Annotated in this window: 15 protein-coding genes; 11 read left to right on the forward strand and 4 right to left on the reverse strand. The window is 74.6% G+C overall.

What is annotated here, in order from left to right; genetic code table 11:
• Window positions 1-81 precede the first annotated feature (81 nt).
• The 8 genes from ACZ6AA_RS16990 (at window position 82) to ACZ6AA_RS17025 (ending at window position 8,787) form a co-directional block, all read left to right on the forward strand.
• A complete protein-coding gene (locus ACZ6AA_RS16990) occupies window positions 82-1,440 on the forward strand; it encodes a peptidoglycan-binding protein (RefSeq protein WP_468449924.1) in 1,359 nt (452 codons plus the stop codon).
• A 40-nt stretch (window positions 1,441-1,480) separates the two neighbouring features.
• Window positions 1,481-2,827, forward strand: coding sequence for an SPFH domain-containing protein (locus tag ACZ6AA_RS16995; protein WP_468449923.1), 1,347 nt, complete (start codon window positions 1,481-1,483; stop codon window positions 2,825-2,827).
• Between the two features lie 138 nt (window positions 2,828-2,965).
• Window positions 2,966-3,643: a nucleoside/nucleotide kinase family protein gene (locus ACZ6AA_RS17000; protein ID WP_471458654.1), complete on the forward strand. Its 678-nt coding sequence runs from the start codon at window positions 2,966-2,968 to the stop codon at window positions 3,641-3,643.
• A gap of 159 nt (window positions 3,644-3,802) precedes the next feature.
• Window positions 3,803-4,402, forward strand: coding sequence for a lytic polysaccharide monooxygenase auxiliary activity family 9 protein (locus tag ACZ6AA_RS17005; RefSeq protein ID WP_030358267.1), 600 nt, complete (start codon window positions 3,803-3,805; stop codon window positions 4,400-4,402).
• A gap of 164 nt (window positions 4,403-4,566) precedes the next feature.
• Window positions 4,567-6,267, forward strand: a complete 1,701-nt coding sequence (locus ACZ6AA_RS17010; RefSeq protein ID WP_471458656.1) for an AMP-binding protein — start codon at window positions 4,567-4,569, stop codon at window positions 6,265-6,267.
• 78 nt (window positions 6,268-6,345) lie between these two features.
• Entirely contained in the window at window positions 6,346-7,704 is a 1,359-nt protein-coding gene (locus ACZ6AA_RS17015) for a sensor histidine kinase (RefSeq protein ID WP_471458658.1), read from the forward strand.
• Entirely contained in the window at window positions 7,662-8,336 is a 675-nt protein-coding gene (locus tag ACZ6AA_RS17020; protein WP_468449919.1) for a response regulator, read from the forward strand. The genes ACZ6AA_RS17015 and ACZ6AA_RS17020 overlap by 43 nt, the downstream gene beginning before the upstream one ends.
• Before the next feature lie 85 nt (window positions 8,337-8,421).
• The gene (locus ACZ6AA_RS17025) at window positions 8,422-8,787 is read left to right on the forward strand and encodes a hypothetical protein (protein ID WP_468449918.1); all 366 of its coding nucleotides are present in this window, start codon (window positions 8,422-8,424) and stop codon (window positions 8,785-8,787) included.
• Here ACZ6AA_RS17025 and ACZ6AA_RS17030 read toward each other — a convergent pair.
• From ACZ6AA_RS17030 to ACZ6AA_RS17045, 4 genes are all read right to left on the reverse strand, one after another.
• Window positions 8,784-11,012, reverse strand: a complete 2,229-nt coding sequence (locus ACZ6AA_RS17030; protein WP_471458660.1) for an MMPL family transporter — start codon at window positions 11,010-11,012, stop codon at window positions 8,784-8,786. The genes ACZ6AA_RS17025 and ACZ6AA_RS17030 overlap by 4 nt on opposite strands.
• 347 nt (window positions 11,013-11,359) lie before the next feature.
• Window positions 11,360-12,070: a response regulator gene (locus ACZ6AA_RS17035; RefSeq protein WP_471458662.1), complete on the reverse strand. Its 711-nt coding sequence runs from the start codon at window positions 12,068-12,070 to the stop codon at window positions 11,360-11,362.
• Window positions 12,003-13,430 carry a sensor histidine kinase gene (locus ACZ6AA_RS17040; protein ID WP_471458664.1) on the reverse strand — a complete coding sequence of 476 codons (1,428 nt, stop codon included), beginning with the start codon at window positions 13,428-13,430 and terminating at the stop codon, window positions 12,003-12,005. The genes ACZ6AA_RS17035 and ACZ6AA_RS17040 overlap by 68 nt, the downstream gene beginning before the upstream one ends.
• A gap of 113 nt (window positions 13,431-13,543) precedes the next feature.
• Window positions 13,544-14,443, reverse strand: a complete 900-nt coding sequence (locus ACZ6AA_RS17045) for an endo alpha-1,4 polygalactosaminidase (protein WP_468483257.1) — start codon at window positions 14,441-14,443, stop codon at window positions 13,544-13,546.
• A 317-nt stretch (window positions 14,444-14,760) separates the two neighbouring features.
• Between ACZ6AA_RS17045 and ACZ6AA_RS17050 the strand changes: the two genes are divergently transcribed.
• The 3 genes from ACZ6AA_RS17050 (at window position 14,761) to ACZ6AA_RS17060 (ending at window position 17,716) form a co-directional block, all read left to right on the forward strand.
• Complete coding sequence (locus tag ACZ6AA_RS17050) at window positions 14,761-15,453, forward strand: tryptophan 2,3-dioxygenase family protein (protein WP_468449913.1); 693 nt, start codon at window positions 14,761-14,763, stop codon at window positions 15,451-15,453.
• Window positions 15,454-15,545: 92 nt separating this feature from the next.
• Entirely contained in the window at window positions 15,546-16,577 is a 1,032-nt protein-coding gene (locus ACZ6AA_RS17055; protein ID WP_471458667.1) for an alpha/beta hydrolase, read from the forward strand.
• The gene (locus ACZ6AA_RS17060; RefSeq protein ID WP_471458669.1) at window positions 16,574-17,716 is read left to right on the forward strand and encodes a hypothetical protein; all 1,143 of its coding nucleotides are present in this window, start codon (window positions 16,574-16,576) and stop codon (window positions 17,714-17,716) included. The genes ACZ6AA_RS17055 and ACZ6AA_RS17060 overlap by 4 nt, the downstream gene beginning before the upstream one ends.
• Window positions 17,717-17,738: the final 22 nt, after the last annotated feature.

Here is a 17,738-nt window from a genome sequence, read left to right on the forward strand (position 1 = left end):
CATGTGCAGACGCGCGGAGAGACTTTCCCGGGCCCGTTCCCCGACGTCGTCGGGAATGCGCCGGAGTGTGAGGGGAATCGCATGGAGGCTGCTCCCGTATTCGAGGAATTCGAGCCCGCGAACGACTGCGACTGCCCGGGCTGCGTGCACTGGCGGCGTTCCGGAGCCCACGCCCTGCCGCTGCGGCTCGGCGGCCACCCGGCCGCCCACGGCGCCCGCCGCGCCCTCGTCCTCGCGGCCGCCGCGGGCTCCGTCCTCGGCTCCGCCCACACCCTGCCCGCGGTGGCGTCCGAGCAGGTCGCAGGACAGGTGGGAGGAGCGGGGGAGCGCCCCGCGCAACCGGGCGGGCTGCCCCGCACCACCCCGGCCGGAGCCCCCGCGGGCCTGCCGGGAGCGGACGGCCCCGACACCCCCCAGCGCGGCCCGAGCGCCCTGCACGGAGCGCCGGGCAAGAGCGCCGCGGCCCGCACGACCAGCCGCGCCGAGATCATCACCCGGGCCAAGCGGTGGGTCGCCGCGAAGGTGCCGTACAGCATGCAGAAGTACTCGGCCGACGGTTACCGGCAGGACTGCTCGGGCTTTGTCTCGATGGCCTGGAATCTCGGCGGAAACGAATGGACGGGCAGCCTGGACCGTTATGCGACCCGCATCTCCAAGGAAGAACTGAAGCCCGGCGACATTCTCCTCTTCCATAATCCGGCGAACCCGGAGAGAGGTTCGCACGTGACCATTTTCGGCGGCTGGACCGACTACACCCGCGGCTATTACCTCGCCTACGAACAGGCCCGCCCGCACGCCCGCAGGCAGGCCACCCCGTACGGGTACTGGAACAACGGCGACCGCTATCTGGCGTACCGCTACAACGGGCTGCGGCCGACCGGGCAGGCGGGCTCGGGACCGGCGTCGGCGCGCTTCCCCGGGGCCGGGTACTTCGGGCCCGGCGCCGCCAACGACCACGTCACCCGGCTCGGCGAGATGCTGGTGGCACGCGGCGGCGCCCGTTTCTACCGCACCGGACCAGGGCCGCGCTGGAGCGAGGCCGACCGGGCGGCGACCCGGGCCTTCCAGCGGGCGCAGGGCTGGACCGGCGCCGACGCGGACGGCCTGCCGGGCCCGACCACCTGGGCGTACCTGGTGGGCGGCAAGGGCAAGGACATCCCCGCCGTCCAGGGCAGCCCCGGTGCCCCGGGGGCCCCGGCCGCGCCCGCCTTCCCGGGCAAGGCGTACTTCCGGCCCGGCCAGTCCAACGACCACGTGACCCGGCTCGGCAGGCAGCTCGTGCGCGCGGGGTTCGGGAAGTACTACGCGCGCGGTCCCGGGCCGCGCTGGGGCGAGGCGGACCGGCGGGCGGTCGAGGCGTTCCAGCGGGCGCAGGGGTGGCGGGGCGGGGCGGCCGACGGGATGCCGGGGCCGGAGACGTGGCGGCGGCTCTTCGCATGAGGAGCACGCGCGCGGTACGGAACTCATGACGGAGGCACGGATGAGTACGACGACACAGCGGCCGCCGGAATCCGGCGAGGGCTCAGGACCGGCCGGCCGCTCGCCGCGCCTGATCCACAGCGAGGCCACCACGGAGATCCCCGTCCACCTGCTCTTCCGCGACGACCCCCAGGACATGGCGGCGGCGTCGGGCACACCGGGCGTACCGCTCGGACCCGCGGTGGTGCGGCGCGGGGCGGTGCTCTCGGGCGGGACGCGGGGCGCGGGCGGGTCCGGGCGTGCCGGGTCCGGGCGGACGGGCGGGCCGGGGCGCGCGGAGGGCGCGGGTGGTGCGGGCCGGGAGGGTGATGCGGGCCGGGCGGGACAGCAGGGACAGCAGAGGCAGGCAGGTCAGGCCAGGCAGGCAGGGCGGGTGGGGCAGGTGGGGCGGGCGGCCGTGGGAGCCGTGCCGCCCGCGCCCTGCGTGCCCCAGCTCGACGCCGGGGTCACCGAGCGCCGGGCGCGGGTGCTGCCCGGGGCGGTCGGGGTGTTCGGCGGCGGCGTCGGCACGGCCGGGTGTGTGCTCGCGCTGTGGTGGGCGGGGGTGCTGCCGGAGCCGGTGGTGGACCTGGTGGCGCCGGCCGGGGATCTCCGGGGCGGTGGTGCGGCCGGGATCTCCGTCGGGCAGTGGGCCGCTCTCGCCGGGTCGGGGGCGCTGGCGCTCTTCGGGTTCGGCGGGCTCGCGCGGGGGCGGGTCGGCGGGGCGTGGGTGCTCTCGCTGTTCGGCAGGTACCGGGGGAGCGTGCGGCGCACCGGGCTGCTGTGGGTGAACCCGCTGCTGCTGCGGCGCCGCGTCGACGTACGCCTTCGGCACTGGCGCAGCGAGCCGATGGCCGCCGTGGACCGCTCCGGGGTGGCCCTGCGCGTGGTCGTGCTCGTGGTGTGGCGGGTCAAGGACACCGCGCGGGCGACGCTCGCCGTCGCCGACCACCAGGAGTATCTGCGGGAGTGCGTGGAGGCGACCACCGCGCGGGTGCTGTCGAAGCTGCCCGCCGACGCCTTCCACGACGACGCGCCGACGCTGCGGGACGCGGAGGCGGTCGGCGAGGCGCTCACGCGGGCGCTCGCCGCGCAGACGGAGCCGGTGGGCGTGGAGATCTTCTCGGTGCAGCCGACCCGCATCGAGTACGCGCCGGAGGTCGCCGCCGCCATGCACCGCCACCGGATCGCCGCGCTCGACGCCCGGCACCGCGACAGCCTGCTCACGTCGGTGGTGGACTCCGTGGAGGACACGGTGACCCGGCTGACCACGCGGGGCCTGGTCGAGCTCGACGACTACGAGCGCAGGGCGCTGGTGAAGGACCTGACGGTGGCGTTCTGCACGGGGCGGGGCGGCGACAGCGCCTGACGGCGTGGCCGCCGGGCGGGGACAGCGCCTGCCCGGCCGACCCCTGCCCCTCCCGGGGGTGCGACGCCGGGGCGCCCGCCCGCCACGACCGGCGCCGTCGTATCGTCCCCGCCCATGAACCCGCCCACGAACCCGCCCATGAGCCAGCCCACGAACCCGACTCCGAGCCCGCCACCGAGCCTGACCGCACTGGCGGCCGACGCCTGGAAGCTGACCGAGCGCGGACCGCGCGTCGTGCTCGGACTCGCGGGGCCGCCCGGCGCCGGGAAGTCCACCCTCGCCCGCGCGCTGGTCGCCGAGCTGGGTGACGGCGCCGCGTATCTGCCGCTCGACGGCTTCCACCTGTCGAACGTCCAGTTGGAGCGGCTCGGCCTGACCTCCCGCAAGGGCTCGGAGCCGAGCTTCGACGCGCGCGGGTACGTCGCCCTGCTCCACCGGGTCCTCGACGACACCGCCGCCGACGTCTACGTACCCGATTACGACCGCACCCTGCACGAGCCCGTCGCCGCCCGGCACCGGGTCGCGCCCGGCGCTCGGCTCGTGGTCACCGAGGGCAACTACCTGGCGTGCGACCTGCCGGGCTGGCGGGCGGCGCGGGAGCTGATGGCGGCGTGCTGGTACGTCGACGCGCCCGGCGGCGTGCGTCAGGAGCGGCTCGTGGAGCGGCAGTTGGCGGGTGGGCGGGGGCAGGAGGCCGCGCGGGCGTGGGTGGCGGAGAACGACGTTCCGAACGGTGAACTCGTGGCGGCCTCGCGCGGTCGGTGCGACCGGATCCTCTCCACGATTGGTATGGACATGTTCAACTACTCGCAATAATCTGAGGCTTGGTCTAGACCGCAGAACATGTACTTCCCCAACATCGCCCCCAGAGGTACGCAGCAGTCTCGGGAACCGACGGTGCCTCGAAGGGCGACGCACGACCGTTAGCGCGCGCACGGCTCATGGAACACCCCCACGTTCTTCAGGAGCGGCAGCATGCGAAAGAAGATTTCCGCGGCCATGCTCGGGATGGCGACGGTGGGAGCGTTCGTGCTCTCGACCGGCGGCGCCAGCAGCCATGGCTACACCGACCTGCCCGCAAGCCGACAGATCAACTGCGCGAAGGGCGTAGTGACCGGCTGTGGCGCCATTCAGTACGAACCGCAGAGCGTCGAGGGCCCCAAGGGCTTCCCGGCGGCCGGTCCGGCCGACGGAAAGATATGCTCCGCCGGCATCGCGGGCTTCAGCTCGCTGGACAAGGCGACCAAGCCGGGCGGCGGCGCCTGGCCCACCACGAAGGTCTCGGCCGGTCAGAACTACAGCTTCCGCTGGCAGTTCACGGCCCGGCACCGCACCACCGACTTCAAGTACTACATCACCAAGCAGGGTTGGAACGAGGGTCAGCCGGTGACGCGGGCGGCGCTCGACACCCAGCCGTTCCTCAACGTCCCCTACGGCGGTCAGCAGCCGCCCGCGACCCTGTCGCACAGCGGCACGATCCCCGGCGGCCGCAGCGGCCACCACGTGATCGTGGCCGTGTGGACCGTCCACGACACGGGGAACGCGTTCTACGCCTGCTCGGACGTCCAGTTCTGAGCTGACCTGCCCCGGTAGGACCGCCACCCCCCACGGGTGAGTTCTGTGCACGCCGTACGCGGACGCGGCGGCGTGCGCAGGACGGCCCGGCCTTCCGCCGTCCGGGGGCGCCGAGTCGTCCCGCCTCTCCACTTCTGACGGTACGTCAATTATCGTGCGCCGCCATGAAGTCCGAACCCGAGACGGTCGCGGAACTCGTCCTCGCGCGGTGGGGCGACCACCGCCCCGGGCTCCGCTTCGAGGACCAGGAACTCAGCCATCACCAGGTGGCCGCCGACGCGGCGGCGCGGGCCGCGCTGCTGCGGGACCTCCTGTCCGCGCGCCGGGCCCCGCACCTCGGCGTCCTGCTCGACAACACCCCCGAGTACCCGCTGTGGCTGAGCGCCGCCGCCCTCGCCGGAGCGGCCGTCGCCGGGATCAACCCGACCCGGCGCGGCGCCGAACTCGCCCGCGACATCCTGCACACCGACTGCCAGGTGCTCGTCACCGAGCGGGCCCACCTGCCGCTGCTCACCGGGCTCGGCCTGCCCGGCGTACGGATCCTGGTCACGGACACGGCCGCGTACGACGAACTCCTCGCGCCCTACGCCGGGGCCGCACCGGAGCCATCCCCGGCCGCCACCCCCGCAGCCCGGCTGCTCCTCTACTTCACCTCCGGGTCGACCGGCGCCCCCAAGGCGGCCGTGTGCAGCCAGCGGCGGCTCGCGGCGGCCGGACACTCCCTCGTCCGGCACTTCGGCGTACGGCCCGACGACGTCCACTACGTCTGCATGCCCATGTTCCACGGCAACGCCGTCATCGCCGACTGGGCGCCCGCGCTCGCCGCCGGGGCCGGAGTCGCGCTGCGACGGCGGTTCTCCGCGTCCGGATTCCTGCCGGACGTACGGCGGTTCGGCGCCACGTACTTCACCTATGTGGGCCGGGCCGTGCAGTACCTCCTCGCCACGCCCGCCCGCGCCGACGACCGCGCGCACCCGCTGCGCCTCGGCTTCGGCACCGAGGCCGGGGCGGTGGACGCGCGGCGCTTCGAGGAGCGGTTCGGGGCGAGGCTCGTCGAGGGGTACGGGTCGTCGGAGGGCGGAGCCGCGATCCAGCGCTCGCCCGGCACGCCCGACGGGGCCGTCGGGCGGGCCGCGCCCGGGGACGACCTCGCCGTGCTCGACCCCGAGACCGGCACGGAGTGCGCGGCGGCCGAGTTCGGGCCCGGCGGGCGGCTGCTCAACGGGGACGCGGCGATCGGTGAGCTGGTCAACCGGGGGCGCAGCCCCTTCGAGGGCTACTGGCGCAATGCCGCGGCCGACGCGGAGCGGGTCCGGGGAGACGGGTGGTACTGGACCGGGGACCTCTTCTACCGGGACGCGGACGGATACCTCTACTTCGCCGGGCGCGCCGACGACCGGCTGCGGGTCGACAGCGAGAACCTCGCGGCGGCGGTGATCGAGGCGATCCTCGCGCGGTGGGAGCCGGTGGTGGGCGTCGCCGTGTACGCCGTGCCGGATCCCGTCGCCGGGGACCAGGTGATGGCCGCGCTCGCCCTGCGCGAAGGGGTGTCCTTCGATCCGCTCGCCTTCTCCGAGTTTCTGCTGGCGCAGGGGGATTTGGGGACGAAGATGGCGCCTCGGTTCGTGCGGGTTCTGACCCGGTTGCCCGTGACCGCCACGCACAAGGTGGCGCGTGCGGCTCTGCGCAGGGAGGGGTTCCGCTGCGCGGGGCTGGGGGAGGGGGAGACGGGTGATCTGTGGTGGAGGCCTCGTGGGGGTGGCTGCCGGGGTGGGGCTTATCGGGAGTTCACGGTGGGGGATGTGGAGGGGGTGGTGGGGGAGTTTCGGGAGAGGGGGAGGGAGGGGGTTTTGGGGGAGGGGTGAGGGTGAGGATGTGGGCTCGGGTCGGGGGGCTCGCCGCGGAGCGGCGGGGAATCGGCGGGGCGCCGGTACCGTGCGGCCATGCGACGGGAGAGTGTGTGGGCCGAGCTACGGGACGGCGGCAGACGGTACCTGCGGGGGGCCGCACCGTGGCGGGCGGCCGCGTACGTGGGGGGCGGGGCGCTCGTCGGCGTACCCGTGCTGGTGGCACTGGTGGCGTCCCTCGCCGTGGGGATCGTCCTCAGCCCGGTCCTCGTGGGGCTGCCCCTCCTCGCCGCCCTCGCCTTCGTGGGGCTGCCCGTCGCCGCCCTGGAGCGCCGCAGACTCCGCCTGGTGGACCCGGCACCCGCGCCGAGCCCGCACCGCGCCCCGGACACCCCGGGCCTCACCGCCTGGCTCCGGCTGCGCGCCCGCGAACAGGCGACCTGGCGCGAGCTCGCGTACGCCGTCCTGATGGCGTTCGTCCTGTGGCCCCTGGACCTGGTGGTCGCCGCCTGCACCCTCGCCCTGCCCCTGCTCCTGGCCGGAGCCCCCGCCCACCTCGCCCTCGCGGGCGGCCCCGACGAGGGTGGCGTACGACCGGCCAAGCTCTGGCTGGTCGAGAGCTGGCCGACGGCCTGGGGCACCGCCGCGCTCGGCCTCGTCCTGCTCGCCGTCCTGCTGTACCCCCTCGGCGCGTACGCCGCCGCCCGCGCCGCCCTCACCCGGCTCCTGCTCGCCCCGCGCGAAGCGGAGACCCGCGCCCTGCTCGCCGAGGTGACCCGCTCCCGGGCCCGCCTCGTCACCGCCTTCGAGGCCGAACGCCGCCGCGTCGAGCGGGACTTGCACGACGGCGCCCAGCAGCGCCTGGTCGCCCTCAGCATGACGCTGGGCCTCGCTCGCCTCGACGCCGAGCCGGACAGCCCGCTCGCCGCCCGCCTCGCCACCGCCCACGGCGAGGCCGACGCCGTCCTCGCCGAACTGCGGGAACTCATCCGCGGCATCCACCCGCAGGTCCTCGCCGACTACGGCCTGCCCGCCGCGATCGAGGACGCCGCCGACCGCTCGCCCGTCCCCGTGGACGTGGACACGGGCACCGGTACCGGTACCGGTACCGAAGTCGGCACCGACACCCTGTTGCCCCGGCTTCCCGAACCCGTCGAGTCCGCCGCCTACTTCGCCGTCCGCGAAGCCCTCACCAACGTCGCCAGGCACAGCGGCGCCACCCGCGCCGCCGTCCACGCCCGCCACACCCGCGGCGCCCTGCGCCTGACCGTGCGCGACGACGGCACCGGCGGCGCCGACCCCTCCCGCGGCTCCGGCCTCACCGGGCTCGCCGACCGCCTCGCCGTCCTCGATGGCACACTGACCGTCACCAGCCCGCCCGGTGGCCCCACCGTCCTGACCCTGGAGATCCCGTGCACCCCGCGCCCACCGAGCGGCCCCGCGCCCACCGAGTAGTCCTCGCCGAGGACAGCGTGCTGCTGCGCGAGGGCCTGGTGGGCGTGCTCGGCCGGTTCGGGCACGAGGTGGTCGCGGCGGTCGGCGACGCGGACGCGCTGCGGGAGGCCGTGGCCGCGCACACGCCCGACATCGTCGTCACCGACGTACGGATGCCGCCCGGCTTCCGGGACGAGGGGCTGCGCGCCGCGCTCGACCTGCGCGCCGAGCGGCCGGGGCTGCCCGTGCTCGTCCTCAGTCAGTACGTCCAGCGGTCGTACGCCGCCGAGTTGCTCGACACCGGGGACGGCAGCGGCGTCGGCTACCTGCTCAAGGACCGGGTGGGCCAGGTCGAGCAGTTCGTCGACGCGTTCACGCGGGTCGCGGCGGGCGGCACCGTCGTGGACCCCGAAGTCGTACGCCAGTTGCTGCGGCGCAGACGCGACCCGCTGGAGCGGCTGACCCCGCGCGAGCGCGAAGTGCTCGCCCTCGTCGCCGAGGGCCGCTCCAACGCGGCCATCGCCGCCGAACTCGTCGTCACGGAGGCCGCGGTGGGCAAGCACGTCGGCAACATCCTCGCCAAGCTCGACCTGCCGGTCACCGACACCACCCACCGCCGCGTGCTCGCCGTCCTCGCGTACCTGCGGGCCTGAGCACCCCGGAGCCCCGGAGCCCCGGCCATCCGCGCCCCGGAGTCCCGCCCCTTTTGACGTGTACTTCTCGACTACGCTGCCGGACATGAGCGTCCCCGACCGCGCGCCCTCCGACCAACTGCCCGCCGACGAGGCGCCTCTCGACGAAGCGTCCCTCGACGCAGCGCCCGCCGACGCGGCGGCACCGGAACGCCTCGGGCTCACCCCGCGCCAGGCCCGGCGGCTGCGCATCGCCGCGGCCTCGCTCCTCATGGCCACCGCGGCGGTACTGCTCGCCGTCCGGCTCGCGAGCCGGTCGTCCGTGCTCGTCGTGGGCGTCTACGGGCTGCTGCTCATCCTCTGCGGCCTGGTCATCGAGCTGAGCAGACGCGGCCGGACCAGGCTCGGCAGCTATCTGCTGGCTGCCGGCCTGGTCGCGGCGCTGCTCATGGACGTGGTGGTGCTGTCCTAGCGCGCTTCCGGCGCCGCCCCCTCGGCGACCCCGGGCCCTTCGGCGGATCCGGTGCCTTCGGTGGACTCGGCGAATCCGGTGCCCTCTGCGGACCCGGTGCCCTCGGCGGCCCCGGACCTCCCGGCGGGCTCGTCCCCCTCGGAGAGCCCGTACCGCTCGTGCAGCCGCCGCAGCCCCCGCGGCGCCCACCAGGCACGCCGCCCCAGCAGCGCCATCGCCGCCGGTACCAGGAACATCCGCACGACCGTCGCGTCGATCAGGACCGCGAGCGTCAGGCCGAGCCCGATCTGCAGGATCGGCGAGAAGCCGCCCGTCATGAAGCCGCCGAACACGATCGCGAGCAGCAGCGCCGCACAGCTCACCACGCGCCCCGAACTGCGCAGCCCCGCCACGATCGCCGCCCGGTGGTCGCCCGCCTCGGGCCCGGACGTCCACGCCTCGCGCATCCGCGCCAGGATGAACAGCTCGTAGTCCATGGCGAGGCCGAACGCGATCGCGATGATCAGCGGCGGCGCGGTCAGGCTGAGCGCCCCGAGCCCCTCGCCGCCGAGCAGGCTCGCGCCGTGCCCGTCCTGGAACACCCACACCACCACGCCGAGCGCGGCACCGAGGCTCAGGAGCGTCGTCAGAAGCGTGCGCAGCGGGCTGAGCAACGACCCGGTGAAGGCGAAGAGCAGCAGGAACAGCCCCGCGAGTACGGTCAGTACGGCCCACGGGGCCCGGTCGGCGAGCATGTCGCGGAAGTCCACGAGCCGGGCCGCGTCACCGGTGACCTCGACGGGTTCGGCGCCGCGCAGGTCCCGTACCCGCTCCACCAGACGTGTCGCCTCGGGGCCGTCCGCCGAGCCGCGTGCCGTGAGCCGCAGCAGGATCGTGCCGTCGGTCATCCGCCCGTTCTCCACCCGGGTCACGCCCGGCAGCGCGCGGATCCTGCGCTCGCAGTCCGGTTCGGCGCCCGGCCTGATGAGGACGTCGACGGTGTCGGTGGCCGTGCCCGCGGGGAAGTGCGCGTGCACGGTGTCGTACAGCTGCCGCGCCTCGGTGTCGTGCGGCAGTTGGCGCGCGTCGCCGATCTCGATCCGCATCCCGAACACCGGCAGCGCGAGCACCACGAGCCCGGCCACCACCGCCGTCACGACCGCGAGCGGACGGCGCAGCGAGAAGCGCGCGAGACGGGCGAAGAAGGCGCCGCTGCGAGACGTCGCCGGGCTCGGCTTCATCCGGCCGCCGAACAGCGTGAGCAGCGCGGGCAGCAGCGTCAGCGCCGCCAGCATGTCGACCACGACCACCGCGCCCGCCGCGAGCCCCATGCTGCGCAGGAACGGGCTCGGGAACCACACGAGCCCCGACAGGCACACGGCCACCGTCAGCCCCGAGAACAGCACCGTCCGCCCGGCGTGCGCGACCGTCGCCCGCACCGCCGTCACCACGTCGTCCTCCCGCGCCCGCTCCTCCCGGAACCGCATCACCAGGAGCAGCGCGTAGTCCACCGCGAGCCCGAGCCCGAGCATCGTGACCACCTGCACCGCGTACACGGAGATCTCCGTGACCTGCTGGAACCCGAACAGCGTCAGGAACGCGCCCGCCACCCCGCTGACCGCGACCAGGAGCGGAAGCCCGGCCGCCCGCAGCCCGCCGAAGATCAGCAGCAGGACGACGAGCACGGCCGGCAGCGTGATCAACTCCGCGCGCGCCACGTCCTCCTGGGCCCGGCCGCCCATCTGCTCCCCGAGCAGCGGATCGCCGCTCACCGCCACGTCGACGCGGCCGTCCACCGCCGCGCCGATCTCCCGCAGCCGGTCCGCGACATCGCCGACCACGTCCTCCTCGGCGTCGTCGTCGAGGCCGCTCTTGAGCGTCACGGGAATGAGCAGCGCCCTGCCGTCCGCGGCGACCAGCCCGTCGGTCCCGTACGGGTCGGAGGCCAGGGCGATCCCGGGCGCCCTCCGGACGTCCGCGACGGCGGCGGTCACCGCCTCGCGCACGTCGGCGGCGCGGACCGGGCCGCCGAAGACTGCCGCGGTGAAGTCGTCGCCGTCGGGGTCGAGCCGGGACAGCAGGTCGTCCGCGACGACCGACTCGCTGCCCGGCACGTCCTCCACCGTCGAGGTGAGGTCGCCGAACACCCGGGTACCGAAGCCGAGTCCGACGGCGAGCAGCAGGAACCAGATGAAGAGCACGGTGCGGGGGCGGCGCGTGGCCGTCCGGGCGAGGGTGGCGAGCATGACCGCTCCTCGGGAGCTTGGAGGCGTGGGGGCCGGAGCCCTGGGAGTGGCGTCCGGGGCCGGGCGACCCCGAACGCCTTGGCCCACACCTTCGCCGTGGAACGGGCGCGACGGATCGCCGCGCGGAGCGGTCTTGGGGCCTCGCCCGCGCGGGTGAGGGCTCCCCCGGGCGGGGGAGGGGGCGGCCGCCGGGTGCGTGGACGTGCGCGTGGAGGGCGGCGCACGCAGGTGTTCTTCGCGGCCCGCGCACGCACGTGTTCCTCGCGGCCCGCGCACCCACGTGCTTCTTCGCGGCCCGCGCACGCACGTGCTTCTTCGCGGCCGGTCCGTGCCCGTGCCCTTCGCGGTCAGCGCGCCCCGTCGTCGTCCGGCGCGGCCGGTTCCGGCTCGGTGTCGCCCGGTACGACCAGACCGCTCTCGTACGCGCAGATCACCGCCTGCACCCGGTCGCGCAGCGCCAACTTCGAGAGCACATTGCTGACATGCGTCTTCACGGTGTGCTCGCTCACCACGAAGGCCGCCGCGATCTCCGCGTTCGACAGCCCGCGCGCGAGCAGCCGCAGGGTCTCCTCCTCGCGCGCCGTGAGCACGGCGAGGCGCTGCGCGGGCGACGCCGTGACGGACCGCGTCGTATGGCCGCGGCGTACGAAGTCCGCGACCAGGCGCCGCGTCACGGACGGCGCGAGGAGCGAGTCGCCCGCCGCGACCACGCGCACCGCGTGCACCAGGTCGTCGCGGCGCACGTCCTTGAGCAGGAAGCCGCTCGCGCCCGCGTACAGGGCGTCGTACACGTACGCGTCGACGTCGAACGTCGTCAGCATGACCACCCGGCAGGCGGACTCCGCGCACACCGCGCGCGCCGCCTCGATGCCGTCCATCACGGGCATCCGGATGTCCAGGAGGGCCACGTCCGGGGTGTGCCTGCGCACCGCCTCCAGCGCCTGGGCGCCGTCGCCCGCCTCCGCCACCACCTCGATGTCGGGCTGCGCGTCAAGGATCATCGTGAAGCCGCTGCGGACCAGCTCCTGGTCGTCGGCCACCACTACGCGGATGCTCATGTGTCAAGGATGCCGTGGGCAGCCGCACGGCGACACGGAAACCCCCGTCCGGTACGGGCCCGGCCTCGGCCGCCCCGCCGCAGGCCGCGGCGCGTTCGGCGATCCCCACGAGGCCCTGGCCGCCCGGGTGTTCACCGGCGGCGGGCGTTGCCTCGAACGGCGGGGCCTGCGGGCGCGGCCCCGGGACGAGCGTGCCGTTGGCCCCGGTGGACGACCCGCCCACCGGGACAGGGGCTCCGTCGACGGTCGCGCGCCCTCCGTCGTCCGTGACCGTGAGCCTCAATTCGCCCGGCGACCACGCCAGTTCGAGGACGACCCGCGCCGGGCCCGCGTGCTTGAGCACGTTGGTCAGCGCTTCCTGCGTCACCCGGTACGCCGCGACCTCCACGTCCGACCGCAGCGCGACCGGCTCCCCGGTCACCCGCGACTCGACCGGTATCCCCGCGAGTTCGACGTCCCGCACCAGCGACGGCAGCTCGCCCAGCGTCGGCTGCGGCCCGCGTCCCCCCGCCTCCGTGCCCGTCCCCGCACCCTCCACGGCCCGCAGCAGCCCGAGGATCCGCCGCAGCTGCGCCATCGCGTCCCGCCCCGACGCGCTGATCGCGTCGAACGCCGTGATCGCCCGCTCCGGATCGGCCCGCACCACCACGGGCCCCGCCTCCGCCTGCACCACCATCAGGCTCACCGCGTGCGCCAGCACGTCGTGCATGTCCCGGGCGATCCGCGCCCGCTCCCGCGCGACCGCCCGCGCCGTCTCGGCGGCCCGTTCCCTCTCCAGGCGCCGGGCCCGGTCCTCCAGCGCCGCCGTGTACGCCCGCTGCACCCGCGCGAGCACCCCGAACCCGTACGCGGTGACGAAACTGAGCAGGTGGAAGGCGTACTCGAATGGCTCCGCCCGCTCCCGGAACGTCATCGTCGCCGTCGAGGCGACCAGCCACACCGCGAGCACCACCCGCCGCTCCACGGGCCGCCCGGCCAGCGCCAGCGTGTACAGCGCGACGAGCCCGCCGTACGCCACGTCCGGCGGCGGCTGCCGGTACACCGCCATCGCGGGCGTGAAGACGCTGACGAGATACACGGCCGTCATCGGCGTCCGGCGCCGCCAGGCCAGCGGCACGGCCGTCCCCGCCCCGAGCAGGAACCCGACCGTCGAAAGCCGGTCGTCGCCCTCGTCGGGGAAGACGAACTGCAACGACACGGCGAGCAGGACGAGGGCGGCGAGGGCCGCGTCCACGACGTAGGGGTGGCGGCTGAGCGCGCGTGAGCGTGTGCGGATCAGTGTGTGGAGGGGGTGGTGCGGGTGGTCTGGGTGCTGCGGGTGGTGCAGGTGGTCCGGGCGGTGCGGGTCGTGGTGCGGCATACGGCGGCTCCCGGGCGGAGGCGGCTGCCAGTATCGCCGGGGGCGGTGGGGCGCGTCCTCGCCGGTGCGGGGGAGATGCCGGGGCCGGGGATCGGTGGGGCGGGGGACTCAGCTCAGCACCGCCTGTACACGTGGCCCTTCTCCCCGGCGGGCAGCACGTCCCGGTCGCGCAGGATGATCGACAGCTCCTTGCCCCAGCGGCGGCACGCGGTGTCGTAGCCCTTCGTCTCGTACTCGATGTCGAAGACCCTCCCGTCGTACGCGGACGAGAACGGCTCGCACTCGTCGTACTGCCCGCACTCCTCGACCACCGCGAAGTCGAACCCGATGCCCCTGCCGAGGAGTTCGGCGGTGTTCTTCTGCGCGATGGCGAGCCCCCGGTCGTGCGCCCGGCGGACGAGGAGCCGGGCGAACGCCGTCGCGTCCGCCGGGTCGAGCCGGTCGTCGGAGCGGGCGTAGGAGTCGAGGTTGTCCGGCTCGACCGCGTCGAAGCCGGAGCGGGCGCAGCCGTCGATCCAGTCGCCGACGACGCCGAGCAGCTCCTTGCGCTTGGCGGCCGTGGAGATGTCGAGCAGCGGTTCGTCCCAGTCCTTGTCGATCACCGGGTCGCCGTCGTCGTCGCGCAGGATCAGGTCGGGGTGCTCGTCGTCCCACCAGGCGGCGGCCTTCTTGCCCGGCTGGGCCTGGAAGGCGTTGACGTAGCAGATGTTGTAGCGGCCGGGGGCGGGGTTCGCGGCGCGGTCGCGGGAGACGGCGCGGACGCCGTCCGGGGGTGTGTAGGGGCCGCCCAGCTGGTAGTCGAAGGGGGTGTTGGCGCGGGGCGGGCGGGGGGTCTTCCCGGGGGTGGTGGTGCGGCGGTCGTCGGGCCGGTTCGTGCCGTGGCCGGTGCTGTGGTCGGTGCTGTGGCCGGTGTCGGGGGCGGTGTTCTTGTCGGTGGTGGAGCAGCCCGCCAGTACCGCGAGGACGGCGGTCAGGGCGAGGGCCAGGTGGGTGGGGCGGGGCGTGCGGGGCATCTGGCCGTCCTGATTTCCGTGCGGGTTGTTCGGGGGTGAGGTGCGCTTTTAAGTGTGCGCTTGATGAGGCTGCCTGGGGAATTTCCGCTGGTTAGGCTCGTCACACGGAAGGCGTCGTGAACGCGGGTGCCGTCGCCTCCCCATCCAATGCCGACTCCGACGCCAGCTCCGACTCCGACTCCGGCTCCGGCTCCGACTCCGACGCCGGCTCCGACGCCAACGCCAGCTCCAATTCCACGCCAATTCGCGACCGCCGGTCATTCGGGGTGTGTCGTGTGCAAGCGCAGACCCTTCCGTCTGCGAGGAAGGGGTCTGCTGTGAACGGCCAAGCCGTCGCTCCGTCCTATGGGCAGATACTCCAGCTCGACGAACTCCTGCAGAGCGCGCGCGTGCACGACGACGACGTGGACAGCGTCCTGTTCCTGGCCACGCACCAGTCGTGCGAGATCTTCTTCGCCGTGATGCTGCGGCACCTCGAAGCCGCGCGGGCCGCGCTCGACGCGGGTGACGGGCGGCTCGCCGCACGGCGGGTCGCGCCGCTCCCCGTCATCGTGAGCACGCTGGTGCGGCAGTTCGACGGCCTCGCCACGCTCACCCCCGCGGCATTCGACGCGATACGCACGGAGCTGGGCAGCGCGAGCGGATTCCAGTCCGCGCAGTTCCGCGAGGTCGAATTCCTCTGCGGGCTGCGCGACACGCGTTATCTGAAGACCGACGGATTCACCGAGGGCGACCGGGCACGGCTGCGCGCCCGCCTGGAGGAGCGGTCCGTCCAGGAGGCGTACCGCGACTTCGTGGCGGGCCCCGCCGACCCGGCCGTCGTCGAGCAGGTCCGCGGCGCGCTGATCGACTTCGACGAGGCGCTCGCCATGTGGCGGGCCCGGCACGCGGTCCTCGCCGAGCGGTTCCTCGGCGGCGCGACGGGGACGGCGGGGTCCGACGGCGCTTCGTACCTGTGGCAGGCGGCTCGGCGCCGGGTGCTGCCGGAGGTGTGGGCGGTGGTGTCGTGACGGGGGCGGGGGGTGCGGTGGGGACTGCTGAGGTGGGTGCGGCTGGTGGGTCGGACGACTTCAGTGAGCCTTGCGCGTCCGGTCGGCCGGGTGTGCCCCGGACGGCGGGTGAGCGGCGGGAACTCGACCGGGAGTTCTCCCCGAGCTCCCGCGTGGACGACCTCAGCGCCCACCTCGACCGGTACGCGGCCGACAGCGCACGTGCCCGCGCCACCCTGACCGTCCACCGGGACCTGAGCTGCGGCCCGCTGCCCGAGCAGACCTTCGACTACTTCCCCGCCGCCGACCCGGGCGCCCCGCTGCTCGTCTTCGTGCACGGCGGGTACTGGCAGGAGCTCAGCAAGTCCGAAGCCGCCTTCGCCGCCCGGGACTTCGTCGCCGCGGGTATCGCGTTCGCCGCCCTCGGCTACGGCCTCGCGCCCGCGCACTCGATGCGGCAGGTCACGGCGGCGGCGACCGAGTCCCTGCGCCGCGTCTGCACCGGGCTCGTGGGCCTGCCGGGGGCGCCGGGCGCGGTCCACCTGGCCGGGCACTCGGCCGGTGCGCACCTGGTCGCCTCGGCGCTGCTCGACACCGAGGGCTGGCGGCGCGCGGGCACCGGGCCGTCCGCCGCGGTGTCCTCGGCCACGCTGATCAGCGGGGTGTACGACCTGGAGCTGCTGCGGCACACGTACGTGAACGACGCGCTGGGGATGGACGATGAGGAGGCGCGGGAGTGCAGCCCGATGCGGCTGCTGCCCGGGGCCGGGGGAGCGCTCTGCGGGGCGGGGCCGACCGGCCCCGAGGGAGTGCTTCGGGGGGCGGGGCCCGTCGGCCTGGATCTGCCTCCGCTCGTCGTCGCCCGAGGTGAGAACGAGACCGACGAATTCGCGCGTCAGCAAAGGGAGTTCGTGCGTCGGGTCCGCCTGGGCGGGGCCGAGGTGACGGACCTCGTGGTGCGGGGGCGCCACCACTTCGACCTGCCCTTCGACTTGGGGGACCCGACGACCGAACTGGGCGCGGTAGTGCGGCGGATGATGCGCCGGGTGATCTGTTCGAGGGGACCCGTAGGGGGCGGATCGGGGTGGGGTGGGGGAAAGTCCGGATCCGGTGGACGGGGCGGCGCCGGGACACTCGAATCATGAAGCCACTGACCTCCATCGGCGCTCGCAGGTCCGCCACTTCGGCGCCCCTGCTGCGGCTGTTCGTGATGTCGGGGATCCTCACCGTCCTGCTCACGCGGGCGTTCCTCGCGCTCGCCGGATATCCCAAGCTGGGCAGCAAGGACCCGGACGCCACAGTGCACATCTCGCACATGCTGTGGGGCGGCCTGCTCATGGCCGTGAGCCAGGTGGCCCTGCTCGGGCTCGCCGGGCGTCGGCTGCGGACAGCCGGGGCCGCGGTCGGCGGCATCGGCTTCGGCCTGTTCATCGACCAGGTCGGCAAGCAGGTGTCGAACGAGGGGTATCTGTACGCTCCGGCGGCCGGGCTGATCTACCTGAGCTTCGCGGTCCTGGTCGTCATAGCCTGGCGCGCGGACGACGGGGTGCCGGGCGACGGCCGGGGCGACCACATCGAGGCCACCCGCTCCTCCCAGGCGGCCGAGCTGCTGCTGCACGGCGTGGAGGACGGCCTGACGGCGGCCGAGGCGGCCAAGGCCCGGCAGCTCCTGGAGGGTTCGCCGCGGGAGACCGACCGCGCGCTGCTGCGGGCGCTCGGCACGCTGCCCCTGCGGGAGCCGAGGCCCGCCGCGTGGCGCGGGGCCCGGGACGCGCTGTCCGACCGGCTCGGTGGCCTCGCGGACCGCGCCGGCGTGGTCAGGGCCGCGGTGGTCCTCGCGGTGCTGTTCGGCTTCCTGCGCCTCGGCCGCCTCGCGGCCAGCGGCCTCGGCGGCCCGGACAGCGAGCGCGAGTGGAACGCGCTGGTGGTGGCCCTGGCCTGCGCGACGGTCACCTGGGGGCTGTATGTGTACGCGGTCCGCAAGCTGCGCCGCGACCGCGGCGCGGCCTTCCGCGCCCTGCGCACCGGCGTCCTCATCGACCTGCTCCCGGGCCAGGTCCTGAACTTCACGATCCACCAGTTCTCCGCCGTCCAGGACCTGGTCCTCGACGTGCTGCTGCTCGCGGTGGTGACGGCGGAGCTGCGCCGGATGGCGGCGGAGGGGCCTACGCAGGGGCCGGAGCAGGTGGACCGACGGCCCGCCACGAAGCACGACCCACAGCGCCCGGGGCACCTCATACAGGTGCGGGCGACCAGCGGCGCCGGGGATGTCCCGGCGCGATGACCGGGCAGGGCCCGGCCCGATG

It is taken from the genome of Streptomyces sp. NPDC040610 (assembly GCF_055594065.1).

Bases quoted from the DNA above. Each gene is read 5' to 3' on its own strand.
- ACZ6AA_RS16990 (WP_468449924.1), top strand. From the start codon at position 82: ATGGAGGCTGCTCCCGTATTCGAGGAATTCGAGCCCGCGAACGACTGC.
- ACZ6AA_RS16995 (WP_468449923.1), top strand. From the start codon at position 1,481: ATGAGTACGACGACACAGCGGCCGCCGGAATCCGGCGAGGGCTCAGGA.
- ACZ6AA_RS17000 (WP_471458654.1), top strand. From the start codon at position 2,966: ATGAGCCAGCCCACGAACCCGACTCCGAGCCCGCCACCGAGCCTGACC.
- ACZ6AA_RS17005 (WP_030358267.1), top strand. From the start codon at position 3,803: ATGCGAAAGAAGATTTCCGCGGCCATGCTCGGGATGGCGACGGTGGGA.
- ACZ6AA_RS17010 (WP_471458656.1), top strand. From the start codon at position 4,567: ATGAAGTCCGAACCCGAGACGGTCGCGGAACTCGTCCTCGCGCGGTGG.
- ACZ6AA_RS17015 (WP_471458658.1), top strand. From the start codon at position 6,346: ATGCGACGGGAGAGTGTGTGGGCCGAGCTACGGGACGGCGGCAGACGG.
- ACZ6AA_RS17025 (WP_468449918.1), top strand. From the start codon at position 8,422: ATGAGCGTCCCCGACCGCGCGCCCTCCGACCAACTGCCCGCCGACGAG.
- ACZ6AA_RS17030 (WP_471458660.1), bottom strand. From the start codon at position 11,012: ATGCTCGCCACCCTCGCCCGGACGGCCACGCGCCGCCCCCGCACCGTG.
- ACZ6AA_RS17035 (WP_471458662.1), bottom strand. From the start codon at position 12,070: ATGAGCATCCGCGTAGTGGTGGCCGACGACCAGGAGCTGGTCCGCAGC.
- ACZ6AA_RS17040 (WP_471458664.1), bottom strand. From the start codon at position 13,430: ATGCCGCACCACGACCCGCACCGCCCGGACCACCTGCACCACCCGCAG.
- ACZ6AA_RS17045 (WP_468483257.1), bottom strand. From the start codon at position 14,443: ATGCCCCGCACGCCCCGCCCCACCCACCTGGCCCTCGCCCTGACCGCC.
- ACZ6AA_RS17060 (WP_471458669.1), top strand. From the start codon at position 16,574: ATGAAGCCACTGACCTCCATCGGCGCTCGCAGGTCCGCCACTTCGGCG.